The organism is Helicobacter pylori (assembly GCF_014496485.1).
Lineage (GTDB): Bacteria > Campylobacterota > Campylobacteria > Campylobacterales > Helicobacteraceae > Helicobacter > Helicobacter pylori_DD.
Genome location: NZ_JACTAX010000012.1, coordinates 25,338 through 48,388 on the forward strand (window position 1 = coordinate 25,338; position 23,051 = coordinate 48,388).

Sequence of the window (23,051 nt, forward strand, 5' to 3'; positions counted from 1 at the left end):
AAGCTTCGCTTCATTGTTTTTAGGTTTCACTTTGCCGCAAAAAAACCTATTGGTTATAGTTCTTATACAATTCTATTAAATGCTTAGTGGAGCTGTCAAAATAAGCGTTGCTTTTATGCCCTTCTAATTCTTGTAAAATCGGCACGGCCAGTTCTTTCCCAAGCTCCACGCCCCATTGATCAAAGCTGTTAATATCCCAAATAACCCCTTGCACAAAGACTTTATGCTCATAAAGAGCCACCAACGCCCCAATATTGCTTGGTGAAATCTTTTCTAATAAAAGGATATTAGAGGGGCGGTTGCCAAAAAACACCCTGTGGTGGGCCAAGTCTTTGGCTTCATCTTTGTCTAAGCCTTTAGAAAGCAATTCCCCAAGTGCTTCTTCATAGCTTTTGCCTTTCATGAAAGCTTGCGCTTGCGCTAAAACATTGCTGAATAAAATCTCATGATGGCCTTTAGCGTTAGGTTTTTTATCCAAAGAGGCGATAAAATCAATGGGTATTAAATGCGTGCCTTGATGCAAGAGTTGGAAAAAAGCGTGCTGAGCGTTAATACCCATATCGCCCCAAACAACAGGGCAGGTGTCATAGGGGATGGTTTCGCCTTTTTTGCTGATGCGTTTGCCATTACTTTCCATATCTAGTTGCTGGATGAATTTAGGGAAATGCCTTAAATACTGATCATAAGGAGCGATCAAGTGGCTTTTGGATTGGAAAAAATTGATATACCACACGCCAATTAATCCCATTAAAACGGGCAAATTGCTTTCAAAAGGGGCGTTTCTAAAATGCTCATCCATCAAATACGCTCCTTTCAAAAGAGCGTTAAAATTTTTCTTCCCTAAATAGATCATAATGGATAAGCCAATGGCTGACCACAAGCTATAACGCCCCCCTACAAAATCCCAAAATTCAAACATGTTATGCTCATCAATGCCAAATTGTTGCACGGCTTCTTTATTGGTGGATACCGCTACAAAGTGCTTAGCGATATGCTTTTCATCGCCGCTCCTTTCTACAAACCATTTTCTAGCGGTTAGGGCGTTGGTTAAGGTTTCTTGAGTGGAAAAAGTCTTAGAAGCCACGATAAAAAGCGTGCTGGCCGGATTGATTTTTTCCAAAACGTCTAAAATCTGCGTGCCATCCACATTAGACACAAAATGCATTTTTAATCTCGGGTGGGCGTAGCGTTTTAGAGCGGTACAAACCATTAAAGCGCCCAAATCTGACCCCCCAATACCGATATTGACAATATCGGTGATCACTTGATTGGTATAGCCTAATCTTTTACCGCTCCTCACGCTATCGCTAAAGGCTCGCATGCGTTTTAAAACGCTCCGAACGCTTTTTAACACTTCCATGTTGTCTAGTAAAATTTCTGTGTCGTTCAAGCTTCTTAAGGCGGTGTGTAAAACGGCCCTTTTTTCGGTGGTGTTGATTTTTTCGCCCTTAAACATCGCTTCAATCTTTTCTTTTAAAGAGCAGTCGTTCGCCAATTCAAAAAGAAGTTTTAAAGTGGTATCGTTCAAGCGGTTTTTGGAATAATCCAAGCTCAAGCTTTCCAATTGCACGAAATAGCGGCTCGCTCGCCCTTTGTCTTTAAAAAACCAATCGCGCATGTGTGCTTCTTTGATTTCTTCATAATGTTTGAGTAATTTTGGATAAGTTTTTAATTGGGTTAGCATCAATACCCCTTAAATAAAAGATATAACGCTGTATTATAAGCTAGTTTTAATTACAATTTTCAAATGTTAAGAAAAAACATTTTAGCTTACTATGGGGCGAATTTTCTCTTAATCATCGCTCAAAGCTTGCCCCATGCGATTTTAACCCCCTTGTTGCTTTCTAAAGGGCTTAGTTTGAGTGAAATCTTGCTCGTGCAAACCTTTTTTAGCTTTTGCGTGTTAGTGGCTGAATACCCAAGCGGCGTTTTAGCGGATTTGATGAGCCGGAAAAATTTATTCTTGGTTTCTAATGTGTTTTTAATCGCTAGTTTTTCGTTTGTGCTGTTTTTTGATAGCTTTATTCTCATGCTTTTAGCGTGGGGGTTGTATGGTTTGTATAGCGCATGCTCTAGCGGCACGATTGAAGCTTCACTCATCACGGACATTAAAGAAAATAAAAAAGATTTATCCCAGTTTTTAGCTAAAAACAATCAAATTACTTATTTAGGCATGATTATAGGGAGCTCTTTGGGGTCGTTTTTGTATCTCAAAGTCCATGCGATGCTGTATATCGTGGGGATTTTTTTAATCATGCTCTGCGCGCTAACGATCATTTTTTATTTTAAAGAAAAAGAAAGGGATTTTAAAAGCCAAAAAAGTTTGAAACTCCTTAAAGAGCAAGTCAAAGGCAGCCTTAAAGAGCTTAAAGATAACCCCAAGCTTAAAATTTTATTAGTGGGGCATTTGATTACGCCCGTCTTTTTTATGAGCCATTTTCAAATGTGGCAAGCGTATTTTTTAAAACAAGGCGTTAAAGAGCAATACCTTTTTGTGTTTTATATCGCTTTTCAAGTGATTTCCATCCTCATTCATTTTTTAAAAGCCAAAAATTACAGCCAAAAAACCGCCCTGAGTTCGCTCGTGGTATTGCTAGGCGTTAGCCCCTTATTGCTTAGCAATATCCCTTATTGTTTCATAGGGGTGTATGCGCTCATGGTGGCGTTTTTTGCTTACATGAGTTATTGCTTGGGGTATCAATTCTCTAAATTCGTTTCTAAAAACAACATTTCCTCGCTCTCATCGCTTTCATCAAGCTGCGTGCGCGTGGTCTCTGTGCTAGTTTTATCGATCAGCAGTTTGGAACTGTGTTACTTCTCGCCCCTAACTATCATCACCATGCATTTTACCCTGACGCTTATCATCCTCTTTTTCTTTTTGTATAAGGCTAAGCCGTTTGATGAGTGAGCGGCTTTAAGAGTGCAACCTTTTAGCGATTTCTAAAGCGACATCATAGCCATGGTTTAAAGCGGTAGCGATGCTCGCCCCTGATTTGAATAAAATATCGCCCACGATGAACAAATTAGGGATATTGTTGCTCTCTAGATTTTCTTTCACTACAGGGATATTGGTACTAGGATCTAATTCTAAAGAACAGCGTTTAAAAAATTCTAAAGGGGTAGAGCCGCCGATCGCATACAGCAAGCGATCAAAACTCTCGCTCGTGTTATCGGTGAAGTTAACCTTAATTTGAGTGCCATCTTCTTCTAAGCTTTCAATATCCACTCCAAGCTTGCTTTTAAGCGTGTTATTGCCTAGGACTTCTTGCAAGTTTTTAGCGTTGTCTTCATTGATGCGGTTGAATTCTTTTTTGCGGTAATTGAGAGTGGTAGGGGTGGTTTTGCACAAAGCAATGGCGTATTCCACCGCTGAGTTGCCTCCGCCGATCACAAGGGTTTTTTCATTTTCCTTGCAATCATTGATGCTAAAAACCACTTGTTTGGAGAGCGCAACAGGGATTTTATAAGCAGTAGGGCGGTTTGGCTGGCCCATTTTCCCGATCGCAACCACCACGAATTTAGCATGATAGGTTGTGTTAGAAGTGGTGGTGATTTTAAAGTATTCGCCCTCTTTTTTCACGCTCTCAATATCGGTTTTATAGCTTGGCGTGATACGATGCTCTTTTAAAAGATTAGTGAAATTCTCTAAAGTTTCTTCTTTAAAGCTGTCTTTAAAAGGGATATGCCCTTTAAGCTCTACGACTTGCTTTTTATAATCTTTATCAATCCTTTTACCGGCTTTATAAAACTTCTCTAACATGCCTGAATGGCTTTCGGTTTTTTCGCATAAAAGCACTTTTTTAACGCCGGCTATTTCGCATTCTACGGCCGTAGCAATGCCCCCAGGCCCTGCGCCCACTATCAACACGTCTAAAATTTCTTGATCCATTCCTATCCTTTTATTTTAATTTTTTAATTCTTTTGGCGTTTTTCTTGTAAAATCGCTTCGTTCAAATCGCTCGCGCTATCATACAACACGCTTTCAAGCATGCGTTTTTCATCGTCAAACTGACCGCTTTTAACCCCCCATAAAAACGCTATCAAGCCTACCAATCCCATAAGCACTGAGACAACTAACATGATGGTTAAAATTTCTGTATTCATCTCTTTAATCTTTATGATTAGGATTGCATGAACTGATTATTATACTAAAAGATAGCGTTTAAATCACCAACAGGTTGAATAAGTTTGGATAACATGAAAATAAAAACGAATCAAAAGAGGGTCTTTTATGCAAGAAGCGTTGTTGCGTTTTCAAGAGGGTTTTAAGGAGTGGGGTTATCTTATCTTGTTTTTATATTCTTTAGGGGGCGGGTATGTGGGGATTGTCATCGCTTCTATTTTGAGCGCTACCACGCACGCTTTAGATATAAAAATAACGATTTTAGTCGCTTTTTTAGGGAATATGGTAGGGAGTGGGGCTCTTGTAGTCTTTGCCCGCTATCAAAAAAGAGAGTTTTTAAAGTATTTCCAAAAGCATAGAAGAAAGCTTGCTTTAGCGAGTTTGTGGGTGAAACGCTACGCCTTGCTCATGATTTTTATCAATAAATATTTGTATGGGATTAAAAGCGTTGTGCCTTTGGCAATTGGTTTTAGCAAATACCCTTTAAAAAGATTTTTATGGCTTAATGTTTTTTCCAGTTTTTTGTGGGCGTTAATCGTGGGGAGCGTTTCTTTTCAAGCGAGCGATTGGGTGAAAACGCTGTATGAAAGGCTTTCTCATTACACTTCGTTTTTTGTCATAAGTTTTGTTCTTATAGCGCTTTTAATATGGTTTTTATTGAAACGATATTCGCGCAAAATGGGTTTTTAAGCAAGATGTTTAATTAAATGCGCTAGACTACGCCCACAAGCATTCGCATGAAGTGGGTGCGTTAATATCTTTAAACACAAGGATTGAGAACATGGGAAAAATTGGTATCTTTTTTGGGACAGACAGCGGGAATGCTGAAGCTATCGCTGAAAAAGTCAGCAAGGCTATTGGTAATGCCGAAGTGGTTGATGTGGCTAAAGCTTCTAAAGAGCAATTCAATAGCTTTACAAAGGTGATTTTAGTCGCTCCAACAGCTGGTGCGGGCGATTTGCAAACAGATTGGGAAGACTTTTTAGGCACACTAGAAGCGAGCGACTTTGCGAATAAAACCATTGGGCTTGTAGGCTTGGGCGATCAAGACACTTACAGCGAAACTTTCGCGGAAGGCATTTTCCACATTTATGAAAAAGCTAAAGCCGGCAAAGTGGTAGGGCAAACTCCCACTGATGGTTATCATTTTGAAGCTTCTAAAGCGGTAGAAGGCGGTAAATTCGTGGGTCTTGTGATTGATGAAGACAATCAAGATGATCTCACTGATGAGAGGATTTCAAAATGGGTAGAACAAGTTAAAGGTTCTTTCGCTTAATCTTTTAAGCCCTAAATTTTAGGGCTTTTTTAAACTTCTTTTTATATCTTTAATGCTAGAAATAGACAACCAAACTCCGCTAGAATCAGACTTTTTATTATTAGAAAAAATCGCAAATGTTTTAGCCCCCACTCAAATCATTGAGCTTGTTTTGGTGAGCGATGAAACCATGCGAGAAATCAACAGGGATTTAAGGGGTTGCGATTACGCTACCGATGTTTTGAGTTTCCCTTTAGAAGCGATCCCTCACACCCCTTTAGGGAGCGTGGTGATTAATGCGCCATTAGCTCAAGAAAACGCCCTGAAATTAGGATATAGCTTAGAAAATGAGATCGCTCTTTTATTCATCCATGGGGTGTTGCATTTGTTGGGCTATGACCATGAAAAAGATAAGGGCGAACAACGCCAAAAAGAGAGCGAACTCATTAAGGCTTTTAACTTGCCTTTGAGTTTGATTGAACGCACACAGGATTAGTTTTAGATTGCTTTAATGCTGACAAATAAAGCTTTTAATTTCTTTTAAAATGGGGCTTTAATTATTTTGTCTTATACTTTAAATTTTATTTTATAGTAAAGGGGGATAGGAGGTAAAACATTTCCTCCTGCAACCCCCAACTAAATCCCACTAATCCCCTAAGATCGCATTATAAAAAACTATCTCTTGACTAGCATCAAACTCTTTCGTATTGGATTATAAAAAATGATTTTAGTATTTTTTCAAAGCCCTTCATAATAATACGACTGCGTGATGCCTTTAATGAAAGTTAAGGGATCGTTGGTATTAGAACTCAAATGTTTTTTTAAAAGCGTTTTGATTTCCAAATCATTCACAGGACTCCTTTCCATCGCGCTCAAATAAGCGGCTTTATCAATCCTTTCCCAAAGCACGATTTTTTTCAATTCCTTTTTAAGCAACAAATCAAGCCATATCCTAGTCGCTCTGCCATTACCCTCCAAAAAAGGGTGGGCGATATTCATTTCCACATATTTTTCTATGATTTGATTGAAATTGCTTTGTGGCATGCTTTCAATTCTGGGTAAAATCAAATCCAAATACAAGCAGTTAGCGAACCTGAAATTCCCTTTAGAAATGTTTTTATCCCTGATTTTCCCGGCAAATTCATACAGCCCTTCAAACAAAAACCGATGGATTTCTTGCAAGCCCTTGATCGTGCCTACCTCTATGGTGTCAATCAGACCGCTTTGGATCAAATGCTTGGCTTTTTCTAAACTCTGTCTGTCTAAATGCATCGTGCTGATTTTTTAAGAGTGTAATTTTTAGAGGCGCATTTTTTTCACGCTCTTGTGGCATGCTTTGATGAACGCTCCCCTAACTCCTTTTTTTTCTAAAACGCTCAAGCCTTCAATCGTTGCACCTTTAGGGGTGCAAATTTGCTCCATGATCATCTCAGGGCGTTCTTTTTCTAACAGCTTGGCAAAACCCTTAAAACTCATTTTCACCAATTCTAAAGAATCTCTAGCGTTCAAGCCCTCTCTAATGCCGGCATCTTTCAAACCGCTCGCTACCAAGCTTAAAAAAGCGAGCGCGCTCCCGTTTGTCGCCACGCTAGAATCCACCTGCTCTTCATTACCCACTCGCACGCAATTCCCAAAACTCTCAATAATATTCAAAGCTTTCTCGCTTATTGAAGGCGCAACCGATTTTTCGCACACCGCCGTAGAAGAAAGGGCGAACTTGCTCGCGATATTGGGCATGCATTTTAAGTAATGTAAAGAATTAATCGCATTACTTAAAGCTTCAAAATTTACCCCGGCTAAAGCGCTCAAAACGCTTTTAGCTTGCCCTTGATAATTAAAATCCTTAAGGTTATAAGGTTTGAAAAGTAAAAACACGAATTTTTGGTGTATATCAATAGCGTCTTTGTAAGGCACGATTTGGGCTTGAATGTTTTTTTCTTGTAAAAAGGGGGCGATTTTTTCAGGGTTTCGCCCGGTAATTTCTAAAATAAAACGCTTGGATAAAATTTCATGAGAGCCTTCTAAGATCGCTTGAGCCATGTTCCCATAGCCGATGAATTGTAAGATTTCCATAAAACGCCTTTTTTAAAACCCCATGATGTAATTGATATAGAAAGTATAAAGCCTCCTATAACTCACATCAGCCCCGGCGCTACTCAAATACGCTTGATTGATGAGAGGCACTTTGATCCCAAATTCCACGCTCTTTTGGCTGATAACCCCTTGATTGTGGAATTTTTTAGCAAAACGCTTGAACTCCGCAAAGTTGGTGCGCACCCCAAAATTCAGCGCCACTTGAAAATTCGTTGAATGGATGTCATTGGCGTTCCCCCAATTGTCAATGATTTGTTGCCTTAAGGAGCTAAGCCAAGTCGCACCGCCTAATTGGACCCCAGCAAATAGCCCAAAATTCAACGCTTTAGTGTTGTAAGTCCTCCTAAACAAGTTCCATAAAAAATCCGTGCCTACCCCATAAGCAAAGATATTCGCTTTCACGCTTTGATTGGCTACGCCGATTTCACTAAAGCCGTAATCAAAGAAAAAATAATGCCTAAGGCCTAATTTTCTCGCTTTACCAAAGAAGTATTTATAGCCTATGCCAACCCCTAAGCCATTGCTCATGCCGTGTTGGGTGCTTTTAGCGGCCGCATACTGGCTTAAAACGGGTTGGGAGCCGTAGTTATTGGCTTGATTTTGCGCGTTTTGAACCTGATTTCTGGCGTTAATCATCGCATCAATGAGCTTTTGTTGCACCATAAAGAAGGTTTTATCCCCTAAAAGCTGCCGTAAGGTTTGCGAGAACGCTTGGATCGTGGTGGTGTTAGAAGTGATTTCTTGGAGCAAGGTTAAAATCGCGTTAGGGCTAATATCGTTTTGCAAGGCTTGAAACCCTTGAGAAATAGCGCTCGTAATGGCTTGAAAAGCGCTTTTTAAACTTTCATTACTGGCGTTATTATCATTATTTTGGATAAACCCGGCGGTTTTGATAAATTCGGTGAGCAAATGGATTAAATTATTCGTATCGCTCACCCCGTTTGTGGGGATTGCCCCTAAAAGGTTGATAAGTCCACCGGAGCAATTACTACTACCATTACTACCGCTACTACCATTAGCACATAAGCTATTAAGCGTGCCGTTACTGCTTTTTAAGGCTTCAAAGAATTGTTTTAAGCCGTTTTCAACGCCTTTGTTATTCCCAGAGCTGGCGATAATGTTGGCTATTTTTTGGGCGTCATTATAGACTTTTTGCAAGCTATTATTTTCGTTAGTGGTTGTGGTGGTTGTGTTTTGCGTTTTGCTAGGGGTGTAGCAATTGCTCCCACTCGTCCCATTGCTCCCGCTATTGCATGTTTGATAGTCGTTATTACTGCCACTATTACCATTACTATTATAAGTCCCTAATTTCCCATCGCTGGCGTCTGTGAGCATTTGGTAGGCTGTGTTGATTTGACTAGTTCCATTTCCACTGCTTCCCCCATTAACGCCCTTAAGATTTGTGATGATTTGATTGAGCAAACCATTACTAGTGAGCGTGATTTGTTGGACATTGTAGGTGATGCTGTTCCCACCACTGCTCCCGCTTTGAGTTGTCGCTTGTGTTTGATACCCTAAAGCGCTTTGCAACCCGCTGTAATAAGCCTTAGAATCGGACCATTGCTGATAGCACCAGTTGCTATTACTCCCATTCGTTCCGCTCGCGCATGCGTTATTGTTGCTTGCTGCCCCACTTGTTTGTTGGGTTTGTTGGCTTTGATTGATTAAAGCGTTCATGTCTGTAGGCACTTGCTGGTTAATGGTATTGATGAGCTGGTAAAAATTCGCTCTCAATTGGATGCGTAAATCTTGGTTATTGTTAGGTGTCATCTCTTGCGATTGACTCCCATTAGTGTTATAGAGTGCGTTCGCCCAAGCTTGGATATTATTGCTTTGACTTTGAAAAGCGCTTTGAATGCTTTGTTGGAAATTGCTGACATTTTGCAATACGGTGTTTAAAGCGCCCATCACCGTGCTGTTAGGAGATTGTGTGGTTGCCCCGCCGCTTTGAGCTAAATTAGTCGTTTTAGCTTCTTCTTCATTATTCACCACCACCATCGCTTTCAGTTGGGGAGCGTTGCTTTTAGCTTGAGTGTTAGTCCCATTAGTAGAGCTTAAAATGTTTTGCAATTGGGCGTTCCCGCTGATACTCAAACCCCCCGAAGAGCTATTGCATGGGCTTGTCCCGGATGGCGATCCATTAGTGCATAAGATTTTGGCGTTTTTTTGCAAATTTTCTTCTGAAGTTTTTAAAGAGTTATAAACGCTCCACACTTGAGAAACCAGGTTAAAAGAATTCACGCCGATCTGCTCTTTGCCGTTGATGGTTTGGACTTTGGAGGTAGCGACTAAAGAATTATCAAAGCTGTTTGTAGAGCTATTTGTGGAGCTTGTGGAACTTGTGGCTGAGCATGAAATCCCGATAGAAGCATCGTTAGAAAGGCTTCCGGTAGCGCTCATGCAATCATAGGCGCTGATATTTTGCCCTTGAGCGTTGGTAACGGTGCCGATTTGGTAGTTATTGGAAGTGTTTTTGAGCAAGTTTTTAGGCTCGCTAAAACTGATCCAAGAAATTTGTTTTAAAGCGTTATTGTATTGTTCTATCGTGCTTTCATAGGCTTGGAAATTCAAGGCGTTGTGCAAGTTGTTTAAATTATAGGTGGTGTTGTTGATCGCATTGTTGTCTAAAGTGTTGATAGCCACGCTTTGAAGTTTTTGGGCAATGGCTTGGACTTGTTGGTTGGCTTGGTTGTTTGAAGTGGGGGTTGCGGCTAAAGGGGCTAAATTTTGGATGAATTGCTCTAAACACTGGACTTGATTGGTGCAACCATTGGGGTTATTTTGATTATTAGCGCTTAATGTCCCTTGTAAGGTGTTCATTAAAAGGGTGTTGTTGTATTGTTGTTGGTTGTTGCTGTTTGAAGAAGTAGAGCCTAAAAGGGAATTAGTTGGATAGAATACGACTTGTCCCGGTGGGTTTAGCACCACATGCGTTGAGGTTGTGGTGGGGAAAACCCCCACCCCTAAAGTGTTTAAAGCGTTAACAAGAGCGCTCACATAAGTGGTATTATCGCTAGAGGCATTCACCGCATCGGTTAGATTGGAGAGTAAGGATTGCGCGTAAGTGGTGCTAGTGGTTTTAGTGATGCTGTGTTCAATTTGTTGCAATAATTCTGTCATGGATTGCGCGGTGTTTTGGAGCTGGGCTTTGACTTCTTTGGTGTTGTTGCTGGGATTAAGGCTATTGATAGAGCTAATGATGCTAGTGCTTAGAGCGATGCCTTGATCAAACGCGCTTTGGGTGTTGGAAAGGAGTTTGGCTGTGATTTGTGAAGAGTGGGCTTTTAAGGGGTCAGAGCTTCCTTTAAGCCCTATGATTTGCTGGGAAATGCTAGAGATTTGACGGCTAGAATAAAAGTCTTTTCTTTTGCCAATTTGATTCAAGATATTAGAAATGCCCTCTAGTTGGTTGCCCACCGTGTTACTCACGCCATAACCTAAAGCGTCAATGACGCTTTGAGAGCTTAAAGTGATTAAACCGGTAGTAGGCCCTGCAATATTGATCGCGCTTTGAGTAACGCTGTTGATGATGTTTTCATTTGCTAAGAGTTGTTTGTTATTGATGAATTGTTGCGTGCCACCGATTTGATAGCCTACAGACATATACCAGCCATTGTCTTCAGCTAAGAGAGAGCCGATTAAAAAGAGTGGTATGAATTTTTTAGCTTTTTTTATCATATTTTTCCCTTATTTTGTTTAATCAAAAGCCTATGTTGTAGCCCACATAAAAACTAAAGGCTCTTCTATACTTCGCTGTAACGCCTTCTGATTGGTAGTAAGTGTGATAAAGCACCGGTATTTTAAGGCCAAATTCTACCCCTTGAGAAAAACGGGATCTTCTTTGCTTGGCGATTTTGGAAAAATTGGTCCTTATGCCCAAATCAAAAAGGAATTGGAAAGAAGTGTCCTTAGGCTTAAGATGGTTGCCATCCACTTGATCTAAAAAGTTCGTTTTCCAGGTTTGCCCTGCAAGTTGGATGCCGGCAAAAAAACCTATATCTATCGCTTCAGTCCCTCTTTTTCTCGTGAAAACATTATAAAGAAAGTCTGTGCCTGCTCCATAGCTAGAGAGCATGGCTTTCACTAAAGAATGTCCTGTGCCAAATTGAGCGTAACCAAAATCATAAAAGCCATAATACCTAAGCCCAAACATGCGCTTTTTACCGAAAAATTGCTTATAGCCCATTTTCACGCCAAAGCCGTTCATGTTATTAAAATTAGAGTTATGCTCCAAAAAATTCCTAGCAAAGCCCATTTGATAGACTTGATTCACTTTAGTTTGCATTTCATCAATCACCCCACCAATCACTGCTTTAGAGCGATAAAGCCCATAAGCCATTAAAGTTTTTGCCGTGGGGGAATAGGGGTTGGCTAAGATCTTGTCTATTTGTGCGGGGGTGAGGGCGTTTGTGGCTTGCTCTAGTTGGTTCATGATGACTTTTTGTTCTTGTTGGGCTTGTTGTGGGGTTAATTGTGGGGTTTGACTATTAGCGCCATTCAATTGCCCCCCATAGCTAGGCAAGAAATTCAAACCTTTATTGTTTAAATCCAAATAGGGGGCGACCCAATTGGTGATGAAATCCCCATACGCTACGGTGTTACTAAGCAAGCTTTCCCCATAATTGATCGCATCTTGCATCTGGCTATAGCTTGAAGTGCCTGTCAGCTTAGCGGCTTTATTGGCGAAATTTTGCATGCCTGAAAAGATCATAGAAGCGGTAATGCCATTAGCGATGATGCTATCGGCTAAATAATAGACTGCAGAGCTAGGGTGGTAGGTGTATTGGCCATTTCCTGATCCAATTGTCGCTCCAGCGGGTAATTCTTTTAAGGGCGTTTGCGTGGTGTTAGCGCCATTTTTGGTGTAATAACCCGGGCCGCTAAAGCTTTGGTAGCCTTGTTGGGAATTGCTGCCATTAGGGGCTTTGTTATAGGTGAAGCCAAATTGCTTTTCATTGGCTAAGCCGCCTAAAATCCCTGCTTGCATTAAAGCCTGGAAGATGTTTTGGGCGTTTTGGGCTATGGATTTAGCTTCGTTAGTAGCGGTGCATTGGTTTTGAGTGCTACAAATGGTTTGATTATTATTGCTTGTGGCTAAGCCGTCTTGTAAAAGGTGTTGCAAGACTTCAGGGCTAAAATTCACGGAATTACCGCTATTAAAAGATTTATTCGTTAAGGTTTGGTTATACCAAAGCGTGGTTAAAGCGTTGGTAATATCATTGTTTAAAGCGTCCATGGTATTGGCTAGACCCTCAGGCAATGCAATAACAGTGCTTTGATTGCCAAATTTGACGTTAAAGACTTTGTCGTTAGAAAGATTTTCAGGGTTACGGATTAGAGTCTCGCCGATGAGTTGGGTGAGCTTGTTTAAATTATTGACTAAAGATTGCATATCAAAGGTGGCATTGACATTGCCTCTTGGGGGGTTGTTGCCTGTATCGCCATTTTGGGCGTTTTGTTGATAGCCCCCCGCATAGAGCAAACATCTTTTAGACGGATCAGGGCAGAGCATTTGCATTAAAACCCTCGTTTGTTGGCCCATCGCTTCTAAATAATAGGCTAAAGGCACCGCCGCAGATTCTAGAGCGATAGCGTTTTGGCGGATATAAGTGGATGCGTCTTGACTGGCGTTAAGCCCTGAGTTATCCACCCTTTGAACGGCTAGAGAAGTTTGATAACTCACCCCCATAAAAAACCCATCATCTTCTGCCGCTAAGGGATTAAGAAAAAATAAGGGGAGTAGGCTAGAATAGATAAGCCATTTTTTATTAAAAATAAAGTTTTGCAAGGGGTTATCCTTTTCTTTTTATAAAGATTTGAGCTATCCTAAATTTTATCTTATTTATCGCTTAAGTTTAGTGGTTGGTCGCTTAATTGTTGATTAAAATGGGCTATTTTAAGCGTTCAAAATCGTTTCAATAATGGTTTTTGCACCATTTTTAGCGATTTTTTGTTGCAATTTGGCGCTGATGGTGGTTAGGTTTTTATTGCCTTGATCGTCTTTTTGGTTGAGCTTTCTAATGACTTCAAAGAGTTTTTTAGGCAATAATTCATTTTGAGGCACGACATAGCATAAGTTTTCTTTTTCAAATTCTAAGACATTGTAATACTGGTGGTTATTGCTCGCAAAAGGGTAGGGGATAAAAATCGTGGGTAAGCCATTGGCGCACAATTCCCACACGCTGCTAGCACCCGCTCGGCTCACACACAAATCCGCTCTGTGCATGACTTCTATGATGTTGTTGTGGAAAGCGAACAATTCTACCTTATCCAACAGCCCTAATTCCTGGTAAAAAAAACGCACTTGTTCATAAGAATTGGGGCCGCAAATGTGCGTGATTTTAATCCCTTGTTTAGTGAGTTTGGGAGCGTTTAATAAAGCGAATTCATTGATCGCTTTTGCCCCTTGCGAACCGCCTAAAAATAAAATATGCTTGATTTCCGTGCGAGTCCTAGCAAAATCAAAAAAAGCGTTTTGCACGGGATAGGAGGTTAAAACATGATTTCCCTTATCTTTAAAAGCATAGCTTGAAAACACCGCTTTAGCTTTGGGGGAAAGGTAGCGATTAAGAGAGCCTTTAATCGCATTTTGTTCATGGATATAAAGGGGTATATGATTGAGCAAGCTTGCAAAACTCGCCGGCCCTGCGCTAAACCCTCCCACGCTAATGGTGTGCGTGATCTGGTGTTTTTTTAAGATTTCTTTAGCCTTAAAAGCGGCTTTAGCTTGCAAAAATAAAGAGCCTATTTTTTTAAAAAAGCTTTTATTGACCACGCCTTGCGTGTTGAAAAAATAGCGTTCGCTAAATAAGGGGCTATTTTCAAACCATTCTTTATCTTGCCCATAAGTGGAGCCTAGATAAATCGCCTCTATGCCTTGCTTTTCTAATTCTATGGCTAAGGCTTTAGCGATAGAGAGATGCCCCCCTGTACCTCCCCCTGTAAGAGCGAATTTCATGCTAAAAACCCTTAAGCTCGTTCTCTTTCTTTAACCACAAAGCTTTTTAAAGGATCTCTAAAGCCAAAATCCGGATAATCCATCATAGAAAGCGCCACTTGAGCGCCAAAGCCATTTTTGGAATTAAACACTAAGGGGGCTAAGAAATTAACCATAGAATCTTCTAAATTTTTTTGCAACACGACCACGCAATACACCTCAACTTTGGAATGAGAATCTAATTCTAGCAGTAATTCTATGTATTTGGGTATCACAAAGCTGTATTCCCTCAAACAATAGGGATTCACTAAAACCATATCCAACGCCATGGGTGAATTGGTTTGGCCAATTAATCGGCTGAATAAGGAATCAATTTTTTCCAAACGCACTTCATTGATATGCTCAAATCCTAAAATAGGGGCTTTTAAAAAGTAATTCACTGGGCTATCCTTTTTAATTTAAATGCTTTGTTGTATAATTTTAAAAAAATACGCAACAATTAAAAGCGTAAAAGCAAAAGGCGTTCCAAAAACCAACCATTTTTGAAAGAACGCTCTATTTTAGGATAATAACAATAATGAAACAAGAACCCACCACCTACCAACCCCAAGAGATAGAAAAAAAGATTTATGAAATTTGCTCTCATAGGGGGTATTTTGAAATTGACGGCAATGAAAAAATCCAAGAAAAAGGCAAGCGATTTTGTTTGATGATGCCCCCTCCTAATGTGACTGGTATCTTACACATAGGGCATGCTTTAACTTTAAGCTTGCAAGATATTTTAGTGCGTTATAAACGCATGGATGGGTATAAGACCTTGTATCAGCCAGGGCTTGATCACGCCGGCATTGCGACGCAAAATGTTGTGGAAAAGCAGCTTTTAAATCAAGGGATTAAAAAAGAAGATTTAGGGCGTGAAGAGTTTATTCAAAAAGTGTGGGAGTGGAAAGAAAAGAGCGGGGGAGCGATTTTAGAGCAAATGAAGCGTTTAGGCGTGAGCGCGGCCTTTTCTAGGACTCGTTTCACGATGGATAAGGGCTTGCAAAGAGCGGTTAAATTGGCGTTTTTGAAATGGTATGAAAAGGGTCTCATCGTTCAAGATAACTACATGGTGAATTGGTGCACTAAAGATGGGGCGTTGAGCGATATTGAAGTGGAATATGAAGAGCGTAAGGGGGCGTTGTATTATATTAGATATTATTTAGAAAATCAAAAAGATTATTTGGTGGTGGCTACCACACGCCCTGAAACTTTGTTTGGCGATAGCGCGCTTATGGTCAATCCTAACGATGAGAGATACAAGCATTTAGTGGGGCAAAAAGCGATCCTGCCTTTAATCAATCGCACAATCCCTATTATCGCTGATGAACATGTGGAAATGGAGTTTGGCACAGGGTGTGTGAAGGCTACCCCTGGGCATGATTTTAACGATTATGAAGTGGGCAAACGCCACCATTTGGAAATGATTAAAATCTTTGATGAAAAGGGGATTTTAAACGCGCATTGCGGGGAGTTTGAAAATTTAGAACGATTAGAAGCTAGAGATAAGGTCGTAGAAAGATTAAAAGAAAACGCCTTACTGGAAAAAATAGAAGAACACACGCATCAAGTGGGGCATTGCTATCGTTGCCATAATGTGGTAGAACCTTATGTGTCTAAGCAATGGTTTGTCAAGCCTGAAATCGCTCAAAGTTCCATTGAAAAAATCCAACAAGGTTTGGCGCGATTTTACCCTTCTAATTGGATCAATAATTATAACGCTTGGATGAGGGAATTACGCCCTTGGTGTATCAGCAGGCAATTGTTTTGGGGGCATCAAATACCGGTGTTTACTTGCGAGAATAACCACCAGTTCGTAAGCCTAGACACTCCTTTAAATTGCCCTACTTGTAAGAGCGAAAAACTGGAGCAAGATAAGGATGTGCTAGACACATGGTTTAGTTCAGGGCTATGGGCGTTTTCCACTCTAGGGTGGGGGCAAGAAAAAAGCGGTTTGTTTAATGAAAACGATTTGAAAGATTTCTACCCTAACACCACGCTCATTACCGGGTTTGACATCCTCTTTTTTTGGGTGGCTAGGATGCTTTTTTGCAGCGAGTCGCTTTTAGGCGAATTGCCCTTTAAAGACATTTACTTGCACGCCTTGGTTAGGGACGAAAAGGGTGAAAAAATGAGCAAGTCTAAAGGTAATGTGATCGATCCTTTAGAGATGATAGAAAAATACGGTGCAGATAGCCTGCGCTTCACTTTAGCCAATTTGTGCGCTACGGGTAGGGACATCAAGCTTTCTACTACGCATTTAGAAAATAACAAGAATTTTGCCAACAAGATTTTCAATGCGGTGAGTTATTTGAAATTCAAACAAGAAGCTTTCAAAGATAGAGAGCGCTTGAACGAATACCAAACGCCTTTAGGGCGTTATGCGAAATCGCGCTTGAATCTTGTCACTAAAGAGGTGCGTAACGCTTTAGACAATTATCGTTTTAACGATGCGACGACTTTATTGTACCGCTTTTTGTGGGGGGAATTTTGCGATTGGTTCATTGAATTTTCTAAAGTGGAAAATGGAGCGATAGACGAATTAGGGAGCGTGTTAAAAGAAGCTTTAAAACTCTTGCACCCTTTCATGCCTTTTATCAGCGAGTCCTTATACCACAAGCTCAGCAATACGGAACTAGAAAACACTGAATCTATCATGGTCATGCCTTACCCTAAAGATTTGGCGCAAGATGAAAAATTAGAGCATGAATTTGAAGTGATCAAAGATTGCATCGTGTCTTTAAGGCGTTTAAAAATCATGCTAGAAACCCCACCGATTGTTTTAAAAGAAGCGAGCGTGGGATTAAGGGAGAAAATAGAAAACACAGAGCGTTTGCAAACTTACGCCCAAAAATTAGCGAAATTAGAAAAAGTCAGCGTGATAACTTATAAGCCTTTAAAAAGCGTGAGCGATGTGGGGGAATTTTGCCAAACTTATGCAAATTTAGAAAATCTTGATTTAAGCCCGCTCATTGCTCGTTTAAAAAAGCAGCTAGAAAAACTGGAAAAAGAAAAACTAAAACTCAATTTGCACAATGAAAATTTTGTCAAAAACGCGCCTAAAAGCGTGCTAGAAAAAGCCAAAGAGAGTTTAAAAACGCTTTTAGAAAAAGAAAGTAAAATTAAGCAAGAATTGGACTTGTTAGAACAACCATAATAAAAGGATAGAAAATGTTTCAAGCGTTAAGCGATGGGTTTAAAAACGCGCTCAATAAAATCCGCTTTCAAGATGATGAAAAGGCGCTAGACAGGGCGTTAGATGAATTGAAAAAAACGCTTTTGAAAAACGATGTGCATCATAAAGTGGCTAGAGAATTGCTCAAAAAAGTGGAAAGTCAAACTAAACTTAATGGCATTGGTAAGCAGCAATTTTTAGACGCTTTAGAAAAGAGTTTGTTAGAAATTTTAAGCGCTAAAGGGAGCAGTGGTTTCACTTTCGCTCAAACGCCCCCCACCGTGGTTTTAATGGCAGGTTTGCAAGGGAGCGGTAAGACAACTACCACCGCTAAACTCGCTCATTATTTAAAAACCAAAAATAAAAAAGTGCTTTTATGCGCATGCGATTTGCAACGCTTAGCAGCGGTGGAGCAATTAAAGGTTTTGGGCGAACAGGTGGGCGTGGAAGTTTTTTATGAAGAAAATAAAAGCGTGAAAGAAATCGCTAACAACGCTTTAAAAAGGGCTAAAGAAGCGCAATTTGATGTTTTACTCGTGGATAGCGCGGGGCGTTTAGCCATTGATAAAGAGCTTATGCAAGAATTAAAGGAAGTTAAAGAAGTCTTAAACCCCCATGAAGTGCTGTATGTTGCAGACGCTTTGAGCGGGCAAGATGGGGTCAAAAGCGCGAACACCTTTAATGAAGAAATAGGCGTGAGCGGGGTGGTGTTAAGCAAATTTGATAGCGATTCTAAAGGGGGTATCGCCTTAGGCATCACTTACCAATTAGGCTTGCCCTTGCGTTTTATTGGGAGCGGGGAAAAAATCCCTGATTTAGATGTGTTTGTGCCTGAAAGGATTGTGGGGCGTTTGATGGGGGCTGGAGATATTGTCTCGCTCGCTGAAAAAACCGCTAGCGTTTTAAACCCTAATGAAGCCAAAGATTTGAGCAAAAAGCTCAAAAAAGGGCAATTCACTTTCAATGATTTTTTAAACCAGATTGAAAAAGTGAAAAAATTAGGCTCTATGAGTTCTCTAATCTCTATGATTCCAGGTTTAGGGAATATGGCAAGCGCGCTGAAAGACACGGATTTAGAAAGCTCTTTAGAAGTGAAAAAAATCAAGGCTATGGTCAATTCCATGACGAAAAAAGAGCGAGAAAACCCCGAGATTTTAAACGGCAGCCGAAGAAAAAGGATCGCTTTAGGGAGCGGCTTAGAAGTGTCTGAAATCAATCGCATCATCAAACGCTTTGATCAAGCGAGCAAAATGGCGAAACGACTCACGAATAAAAAGGGTATTAGCGATTTGATGAATCTAATGAGTCAGGCTAAAAATCAAACGCCCCCTAAAATGCGTTAAGTTTTAAGCATGTTTTAGGCGCTTTTGTTGTATAATCTCAAATTTAATACGAATATTTTAGGAGATTTTTATAATGACAGTCATTAGACTCACTCGCATCGGGAGAAAGAAAAAGCCTTTTTATAGGGTGGTGGTAACCGATTCTAGGAAAAGAAGGGATGGAGGCTGGATTGAATCCATTGGGTATTACAACCCTTTAAGCGAGCCTAAAGATATTAAGATTGATAAGGAGCGTTTGGATTATTGGAAAGGCGTGGGGGCTAAAATGAGCGAGAGAGTGGAAAAGCTTTCTCAAAAAGCCTAAGGTTTTATGGGGCTAAATGCGCGAATCAGATCCTTTGAACACGCCTTTTTCTCAAGCTGAGTGTAAGGATTATTCGTATTGCGTGGTGGCTTTTTTAGAAAAATATTTGAAAAAAGTTGTGTCTTTTCCGCAAGCTTTGAGCGTAGAACACACGCTTTTAGAAGATAAAGTCAAGCAAATCACGATTTATACCCACCCATCAGACATGGGGCATGTGATTGGTAAAGAAGGCAAAATGGTGAGTGCGATTAAGGCGTTCGTTTCCGGCGTGAAAGCCAAAGATGGGTTTTCTTATAAAATCGTTGTTTTTGCCAGTAACGATAAAAATGGTGATAAAAATCCCCATGCTTTAGGCGATCAAACGCCTTGAATGGTTTCTATGCTTTTAGTGGGCAGAATTGGTAAAAGCGTGGGGCTTAATGGGGGGTTAAAGCTTCATTTAGAGAGCGATTTCCCGGAGTGCTTAAAAAAGGGCGTTAAGGTGAGTGCCGCTCCAATCAACGCTTTCTCTCGCGCTTCTTCTTTTAAAGACTATGTGATCCATTCTTATGAGCATGCTAAAAATCTGTTGTTTTTAGAAACTATCCACACGCCCGAAAAGGCTAAAGAGCTGACTAATTTAGGGCTTTTTATGAGCGAAGCAGAGAGTAAAAAACTCTGTGTTTTAAAAGAGGGCGAGTTTTTTTATTGCGATTTAGTAGGGCTTAGCGTGGTGGAAGAAAACGAGATTCTAGGAAAAGTCATAGAAATCCAAAGGATTTCTCAAACAGATTATTTCATGGTTGAAACCACGCTGAACTTGGTTGAAAAAGGTTTGGCTAAGATTTTTTTAATCCCTTATAGGGATTTTTATATCCAAGAAATCCTTTTGCAAGACAAAAAAATAACCACCCATAACGCTAAAACGCTTTTAGAGAATAGTTGAATGAAATTCAGCGTTTTAACCCTTTTCCCGCAACTTGTATGGCCTTATTTTGAAGATTCTATTTTAAAAAGAGCGTTAGAAAAAAATCTTTTTGAATTAGAAGTGTTAAACCTTAGAGATTTTAGCGCTAATAAATATCAAAAAGCGGATCACACGCTCATTGGTGGGGGTGCGGGGCAAATTTTAGACCCTGAGATGGTAGAAAACGCGCTCCATTCTGTTAAAAACCCTAAACACACGATTTTTTTAAGCGCGGTGGGCAAGCCTTTCAAGCAAATAGACGCGATGCGTTTGGCTCAAAAAAAGCATGTCGTTTTGGTGTGCGGGCGTTATGAGGGCTTTGATGAACGCTCTATTGAACTTGATGCTGATGAGGTTTTTTGTATAGGCGATTTTATTTTAACAGGGGGCGAGCTTGGGGCGTTGTGCTTGATAGATAGTATCGCTCGCTACATTCAAGGGGTTTTGGGTAATGCCCGATCTTTAGAAAATGAGAGCTTTGAAAACCATTATTTGGAAGCCCCTAATTTCGCTAACGCTGTTTTTAAATCCAAAGAAATCAATAAAATCCCTGCCCCTTTAGAATATTCTAAAGGAAATCATGCTAAAATCAAGCAACTAAGACTTGATTTGTCAAAATTAAGGACGAAATTCTACCGCCTTGATTTATTCAAACAGCACAAATCATGAAATTGACATTAAGGAAAACACATGAAAAACCGCTACATTCAGCAGTTTGAAGACGCTCAATTAAAAGACAAGACCATGCCAATATTTAAAGCTGGCGATACTTTGAAGCTTGGTATCACTATTAAAGAAGGCGAAAAAACACGAACTCAGTATTTTGAAGGCGTGTGCATTGCGATTAGAGGCAATGGCGTGGATAAGACTTTTTGCGTGCGTAAAATAGGGGCTAACAATATCGGCGTGGAGAAAATTTTCCCTTTTTATAGCGAAAGTTTGGCGAGCGTTGAGGTGTTGCGTGTGGGCAGGGTACGCCGCGCGAAGCTCTACTATTTGCGCGATAGGAGAGGTAAGGCAGCAAGGATTAAAGAAGTCCGCCATTAACTTCAAGGCTTTTTATCAGTCATGCTTCAATCAATGCTGATTGGTAGAACGCTCTTTAGGGGTTGAAATCCGTTTTTAACCGCTTCTCTTAAAATTAGCGTAAAACTTTTTAAATGGATTGGATTGGCTTGAAAAAGAGTTTTTTAATCCCTTTTTAGTTTTACCACCGACTTTTTTAAAACTCTAAACTCTTTTTAGCGTTGGTGTTCGTTTTTTTTTAAGGCAAAGCTTTAATCGCTTCTTTTCTAGCTTGCTGTTTGTTAAACTGAATTTTTGGCTCTGTTTTTTAATGGGGCGTTGGTTGTCAAATTTTAAAAAAGGTTAAAAAGCGTTTTTTACCATCAAAATACAAAAAGCTTGACGCAAGTTAAACGATAACTCCTTAAAAAAAGCGATCAGGTTAAGGGGGATTTAAAGGGTTTGAAAGAACATTAAAGCGCGAAATATCCCCTCATATTCTCAAGAAAGTTTTACTATAAAGTTTTTAAAAAATGAAAGAAATTAATTAAGGCTTTGAGTGTCTGTTTGATGAGAACAGAACCTTTATTTTATTTTAAAAAACAAGGCATGTTTAAATCCCCATGCTATACTCAGCCCTTATGGCAAAATTCATATTTTGGGAGAAAGCATGGAAAAAACTGAAACCACGATTTTTGTGGATTGGGAAAATCTCCTCGCCGATTTGAAAGCAATCCAAGAAACGGATGAGCGTTTAAAAGAGCCTAATTTTAATTTCAACAATCCCGATCAACTCTTAGCGCTAATCCGTTCGTTTTTGGAGCCTGAAGAGGAATTGAAGCGGATCTATTTTTATGTATCTGATCCTTTCACAGAAGTTGAACCTAGAATCAAGGGCAATAAAAACGAAGAACTTGAGGAGTATAAAGAGAAGAATCCTAAAGATTATGAGGAAAGAGTGAATAAATCAGGGATTATCCAATCTTTCAACCATGCGATCGCCCAACAAAATCAAGTGAAATTACGAGTCGGGCGGGTAAAGTTCAAATTCGTATATAAGTTCGAAGACAAAGAAGTCTATAATGGTCTAGAAGCCAAGATTTTCATACCTTACTTAAAGTTGCGTCAAAAACAAGTTGATGCACTGTTGGCACACGATATTACTAGGCTATATTGCACCAAACAAGGAGGGTGTATTTTGCTGTTCAGCAGGGATACCGATTTTGTGCCTGTGTTAGAAGCCACTTGGGAGAAAGGCTTTGAAGTATTCATCGCCAACATTCAAGAAAGCCCCAATTCTGTCCCTTCAGACTTGAAGAAGTCTTGCAATGTGAGAGAACGCAGTGTCGCTGACATTGTAGATAACTTGCCAAAAAATCAGTACACCTCCAAGAAAAAGAACTTTCCCCCCAAAGAGCCTTTTAACAACCCATTTAAAGACCAACTCTTTAAGAAGAACTAACACGATCCCCCCACCAAGGGGACAAAAAAGCACCCAATTTAAAAGGGTTAGCTTAAGCGGATTTTTCTAATCCATGATTTCATTTTTTGCTCTACTATGGAGTGATTTTTGAAAACGGAGATAAATTAGCGCTTATAGTAGTGGTTTTATGGGGAATGTGTGCGTGTTTTTGGCGGTATTTAGATTTCTCAAAACCCAATCGTTTTAAAATTTTAACTTACTCTGTCAAAAATTTTTATAGTTTAAGCAAACCTTAAGCTTTCTATGACTATACTTTCATTTCCTTGTTTCAGCAAGGGCTTTTAAAAAGCCGCTTGATACCTTACAAGGATAGCTGTTTAAAAGCAAACGATCTTTGAAAACTAAGC

General features: G+C 40.0%; 21 protein-coding genes. 12 read left to right on the forward strand and 9 right to left on the reverse strand.

Going from position 1 to position 23,051, the window contains the following annotated elements:
• Window positions 1–46: 46 nt before the first annotated feature.
• On the reverse strand, window positions 47–1,684 hold the full coding sequence (gene pgi, locus IC572_RS06655) for a glucose-6-phosphate isomerase (protein ID WP_187855538.1): 1,638 nt from the start codon (window positions 1,682–1,684) through the stop codon (window positions 47–49).
• A 63-nt stretch (window positions 1,685–1,747) separates the two neighbouring features.
• On the opposite strand from pgi, the gene IC572_RS06660 reads away from it, so the two are divergent.
• Window positions 1,748–2,908, forward strand: a complete 1,161-nt coding sequence (locus IC572_RS06660; protein ID WP_187855540.1) for an HP1165 family MFS efflux transporter — start codon at window positions 1,748–1,750, stop codon at window positions 2,906–2,908.
• A 6-nt stretch (window positions 2,909–2,914) separates the two neighbouring features.
• On the opposite strand, the gene IC572_RS06665 is transcribed toward IC572_RS06660, so the two are convergent.
• Together IC572_RS06665 and ccoS are read right to left on the reverse strand one after the other, a co-directional pair.
• Window positions 2,915–3,889, reverse strand: a complete 975-nt coding sequence (locus IC572_RS06665) for an NAD(P)-binding domain-containing protein (RefSeq protein ID WP_187855542.1) — start codon at window positions 3,887–3,889, stop codon at window positions 2,915–2,917.
• A gap of 23 nt (window positions 3,890–3,912) precedes the next feature.
• On the reverse strand, window positions 3,913–4,104 hold the full coding sequence (ccoS, locus tag IC572_RS06670; RefSeq protein ID WP_001090949.1) for a cbb3-type cytochrome oxidase assembly protein CcoS: 192 nt from the start codon (window positions 4,102–4,104) through the stop codon (window positions 3,913–3,915).
• A 127-nt stretch (window positions 4,105–4,231) separates the two neighbouring features.
• Between ccoS and IC572_RS06675 the strand changes: the two genes are divergently transcribed.
• The 3 genes from IC572_RS06675 (at window position 4,232) to ybeY (ending at window position 5,874) form a co-directional block, all read left to right on the forward strand.
• Window positions 4,232–4,813: a DedA family protein gene (locus tag IC572_RS06675; RefSeq protein ID WP_187855544.1), complete on the forward strand. Its 582-nt coding sequence runs from the start codon at window positions 4,232–4,234 to the stop codon at window positions 4,811–4,813.
• 91 nt (window positions 4,814–4,904) lie between these two features.
• Window positions 4,905–5,399: a flavodoxin gene (locus IC572_RS06680; protein ID WP_038417948.1), complete on the forward strand. Its 495-nt coding sequence runs from the start codon at window positions 4,905–4,907 to the stop codon at window positions 5,397–5,399.
• 52 nt (window positions 5,400–5,451) lie between these two features.
• Window positions 5,452–5,874 carry an rRNA maturation RNase YbeY gene (gene ybeY, locus IC572_RS06685; protein WP_187855546.1) on the forward strand — a complete coding sequence of 141 codons (423 nt, stop codon included), beginning with the start codon at window positions 5,452–5,454 and terminating at the stop codon, window positions 5,872–5,874.
• A 242-nt stretch (window positions 5,875–6,116) separates the two neighbouring features.
• Here ybeY and fic read toward each other — a convergent pair whose 3' ends face one another.
• The 6 genes from fic to fliW form a co-directional block, all read right to left on the reverse strand.
• Window positions 6,117–6,650, reverse strand: coding sequence for a protein adenylyltransferase Fic (fic, locus tag IC572_RS06690; protein WP_000549918.1), 534 nt, complete (start codon window positions 6,648–6,650; stop codon window positions 6,117–6,119).
• A 27-nt stretch (window positions 6,651–6,677) separates the two neighbouring features.
• On the reverse strand, window positions 6,678–7,451 hold the full coding sequence (gene proC, locus IC572_RS06695; protein WP_187855548.1) for a pyrroline-5-carboxylate reductase: 774 nt from the start codon (window positions 7,449–7,451) through the stop codon (window positions 6,678–6,680).
• Between the two features lie 12 nt (window positions 7,452–7,463).
• Window positions 7,464–11,150: a Hop family outer membrane protein HopL gene (gene hopL, locus IC572_RS06700; RefSeq protein ID WP_187855550.1), complete on the reverse strand. Its 3,687-nt coding sequence runs from the start codon at window positions 11,148–11,150 to the stop codon at window positions 7,464–7,466.
• 22 nt (window positions 11,151–11,172) lie between these two features.
• Window positions 11,173–13,260, reverse strand: coding sequence for a Hop family outer membrane protein HopI (gene hopI / locus IC572_RS06705; protein ID WP_187855552.1), 2,088 nt, complete (start codon window positions 13,258–13,260; stop codon window positions 11,173–11,175).
• A 108-nt stretch (window positions 13,261–13,368) separates the two neighbouring features.
• The gene (gene murG / locus IC572_RS06710) at window positions 13,369–14,430 is read right to left on the reverse strand and encodes an undecaprenyldiphospho-muramoylpentapeptide beta-N-acetylglucosaminyltransferase (RefSeq protein ID WP_187855554.1); all 1,062 of its coding nucleotides are present in this window, start codon (window positions 14,428–14,430) and stop codon (window positions 13,369–13,371) included.
• Window positions 14,431–14,441: 11 nt separating this feature from the next.
• Window positions 14,442–14,849: a flagellar assembly protein FliW gene (fliW, locus tag IC572_RS06715; protein ID WP_001105852.1), complete on the reverse strand. Its 408-nt coding sequence runs from the start codon at window positions 14,847–14,849 to the stop codon at window positions 14,442–14,444.
• Between the two features lie 137 nt (window positions 14,850–14,986).
• Here fliW and valS point away from each other — a divergent pair, with 137 nt between their 5' ends.
• From valS to IC572_RS06755, 8 genes are all read left to right on the forward strand, one after another.
• A complete protein-coding gene (gene valS / locus IC572_RS06720; RefSeq protein ID WP_187855556.1) occupies window positions 14,987–17,605 on the forward strand; it encodes a valine--tRNA ligase in 2,619 nt (872 codons plus the stop codon).
• A 14-nt stretch (window positions 17,606–17,619) separates the two neighbouring features.
• On the forward strand, window positions 17,620–18,966 hold the full coding sequence (ffh, locus tag IC572_RS06725; RefSeq protein WP_097552270.1) for a signal recognition particle protein: 1,347 nt from the start codon (window positions 17,620–17,622) through the stop codon (window positions 18,964–18,966).
• A 73-nt stretch (window positions 18,967–19,039) separates the two neighbouring features.
• Window positions 19,040–19,270 (forward strand): 30S ribosomal protein S16, encoded by a 231-nt coding sequence (rpsP, locus tag IC572_RS06730; RefSeq protein WP_000216122.1) that lies wholly within the window; start codon window positions 19,040–19,042, stop codon window positions 19,268–19,270.
• A 16-nt stretch (window positions 19,271–19,286) separates the two neighbouring features.
• A complete protein-coding gene (locus IC572_RS06735; RefSeq protein ID WP_187855557.1) occupies window positions 19,287–19,640 on the forward strand; it encodes a KH domain-containing protein in 354 nt (117 codons plus the stop codon).
• Window positions 19,641–20,195: a ribosome maturation factor RimM gene (gene rimM, locus IC572_RS06740; protein ID WP_187855558.1), complete on the forward strand. Its 555-nt coding sequence runs from the start codon at window positions 19,641–19,643 to the stop codon at window positions 20,193–20,195.
• Window positions 20,196–20,885: a tRNA (guanosine(37)-N1)-methyltransferase TrmD gene (trmD, locus tag IC572_RS06745; RefSeq protein ID WP_187855559.1), complete on the forward strand. Its 690-nt coding sequence runs from the start codon at window positions 20,196–20,198 to the stop codon at window positions 20,883–20,885.
• 21 nt (window positions 20,886–20,906) lie between these two features.
• Window positions 20,907–21,263, forward strand: a complete 357-nt coding sequence (rplS, locus tag IC572_RS06750) for a 50S ribosomal protein L19 (protein WP_000797705.1) — start codon at window positions 20,907–20,909, stop codon at window positions 21,261–21,263.
• Between the two features lie 628 nt (window positions 21,264–21,891).
• Window positions 21,892–22,683, forward strand: a complete 792-nt coding sequence (locus IC572_RS06755) for an NYN domain-containing protein (protein ID WP_187855560.1) — start codon at window positions 21,892–21,894, stop codon at window positions 22,681–22,683.
• Window positions 22,684–23,051: the final 368 nt, after the last annotated feature.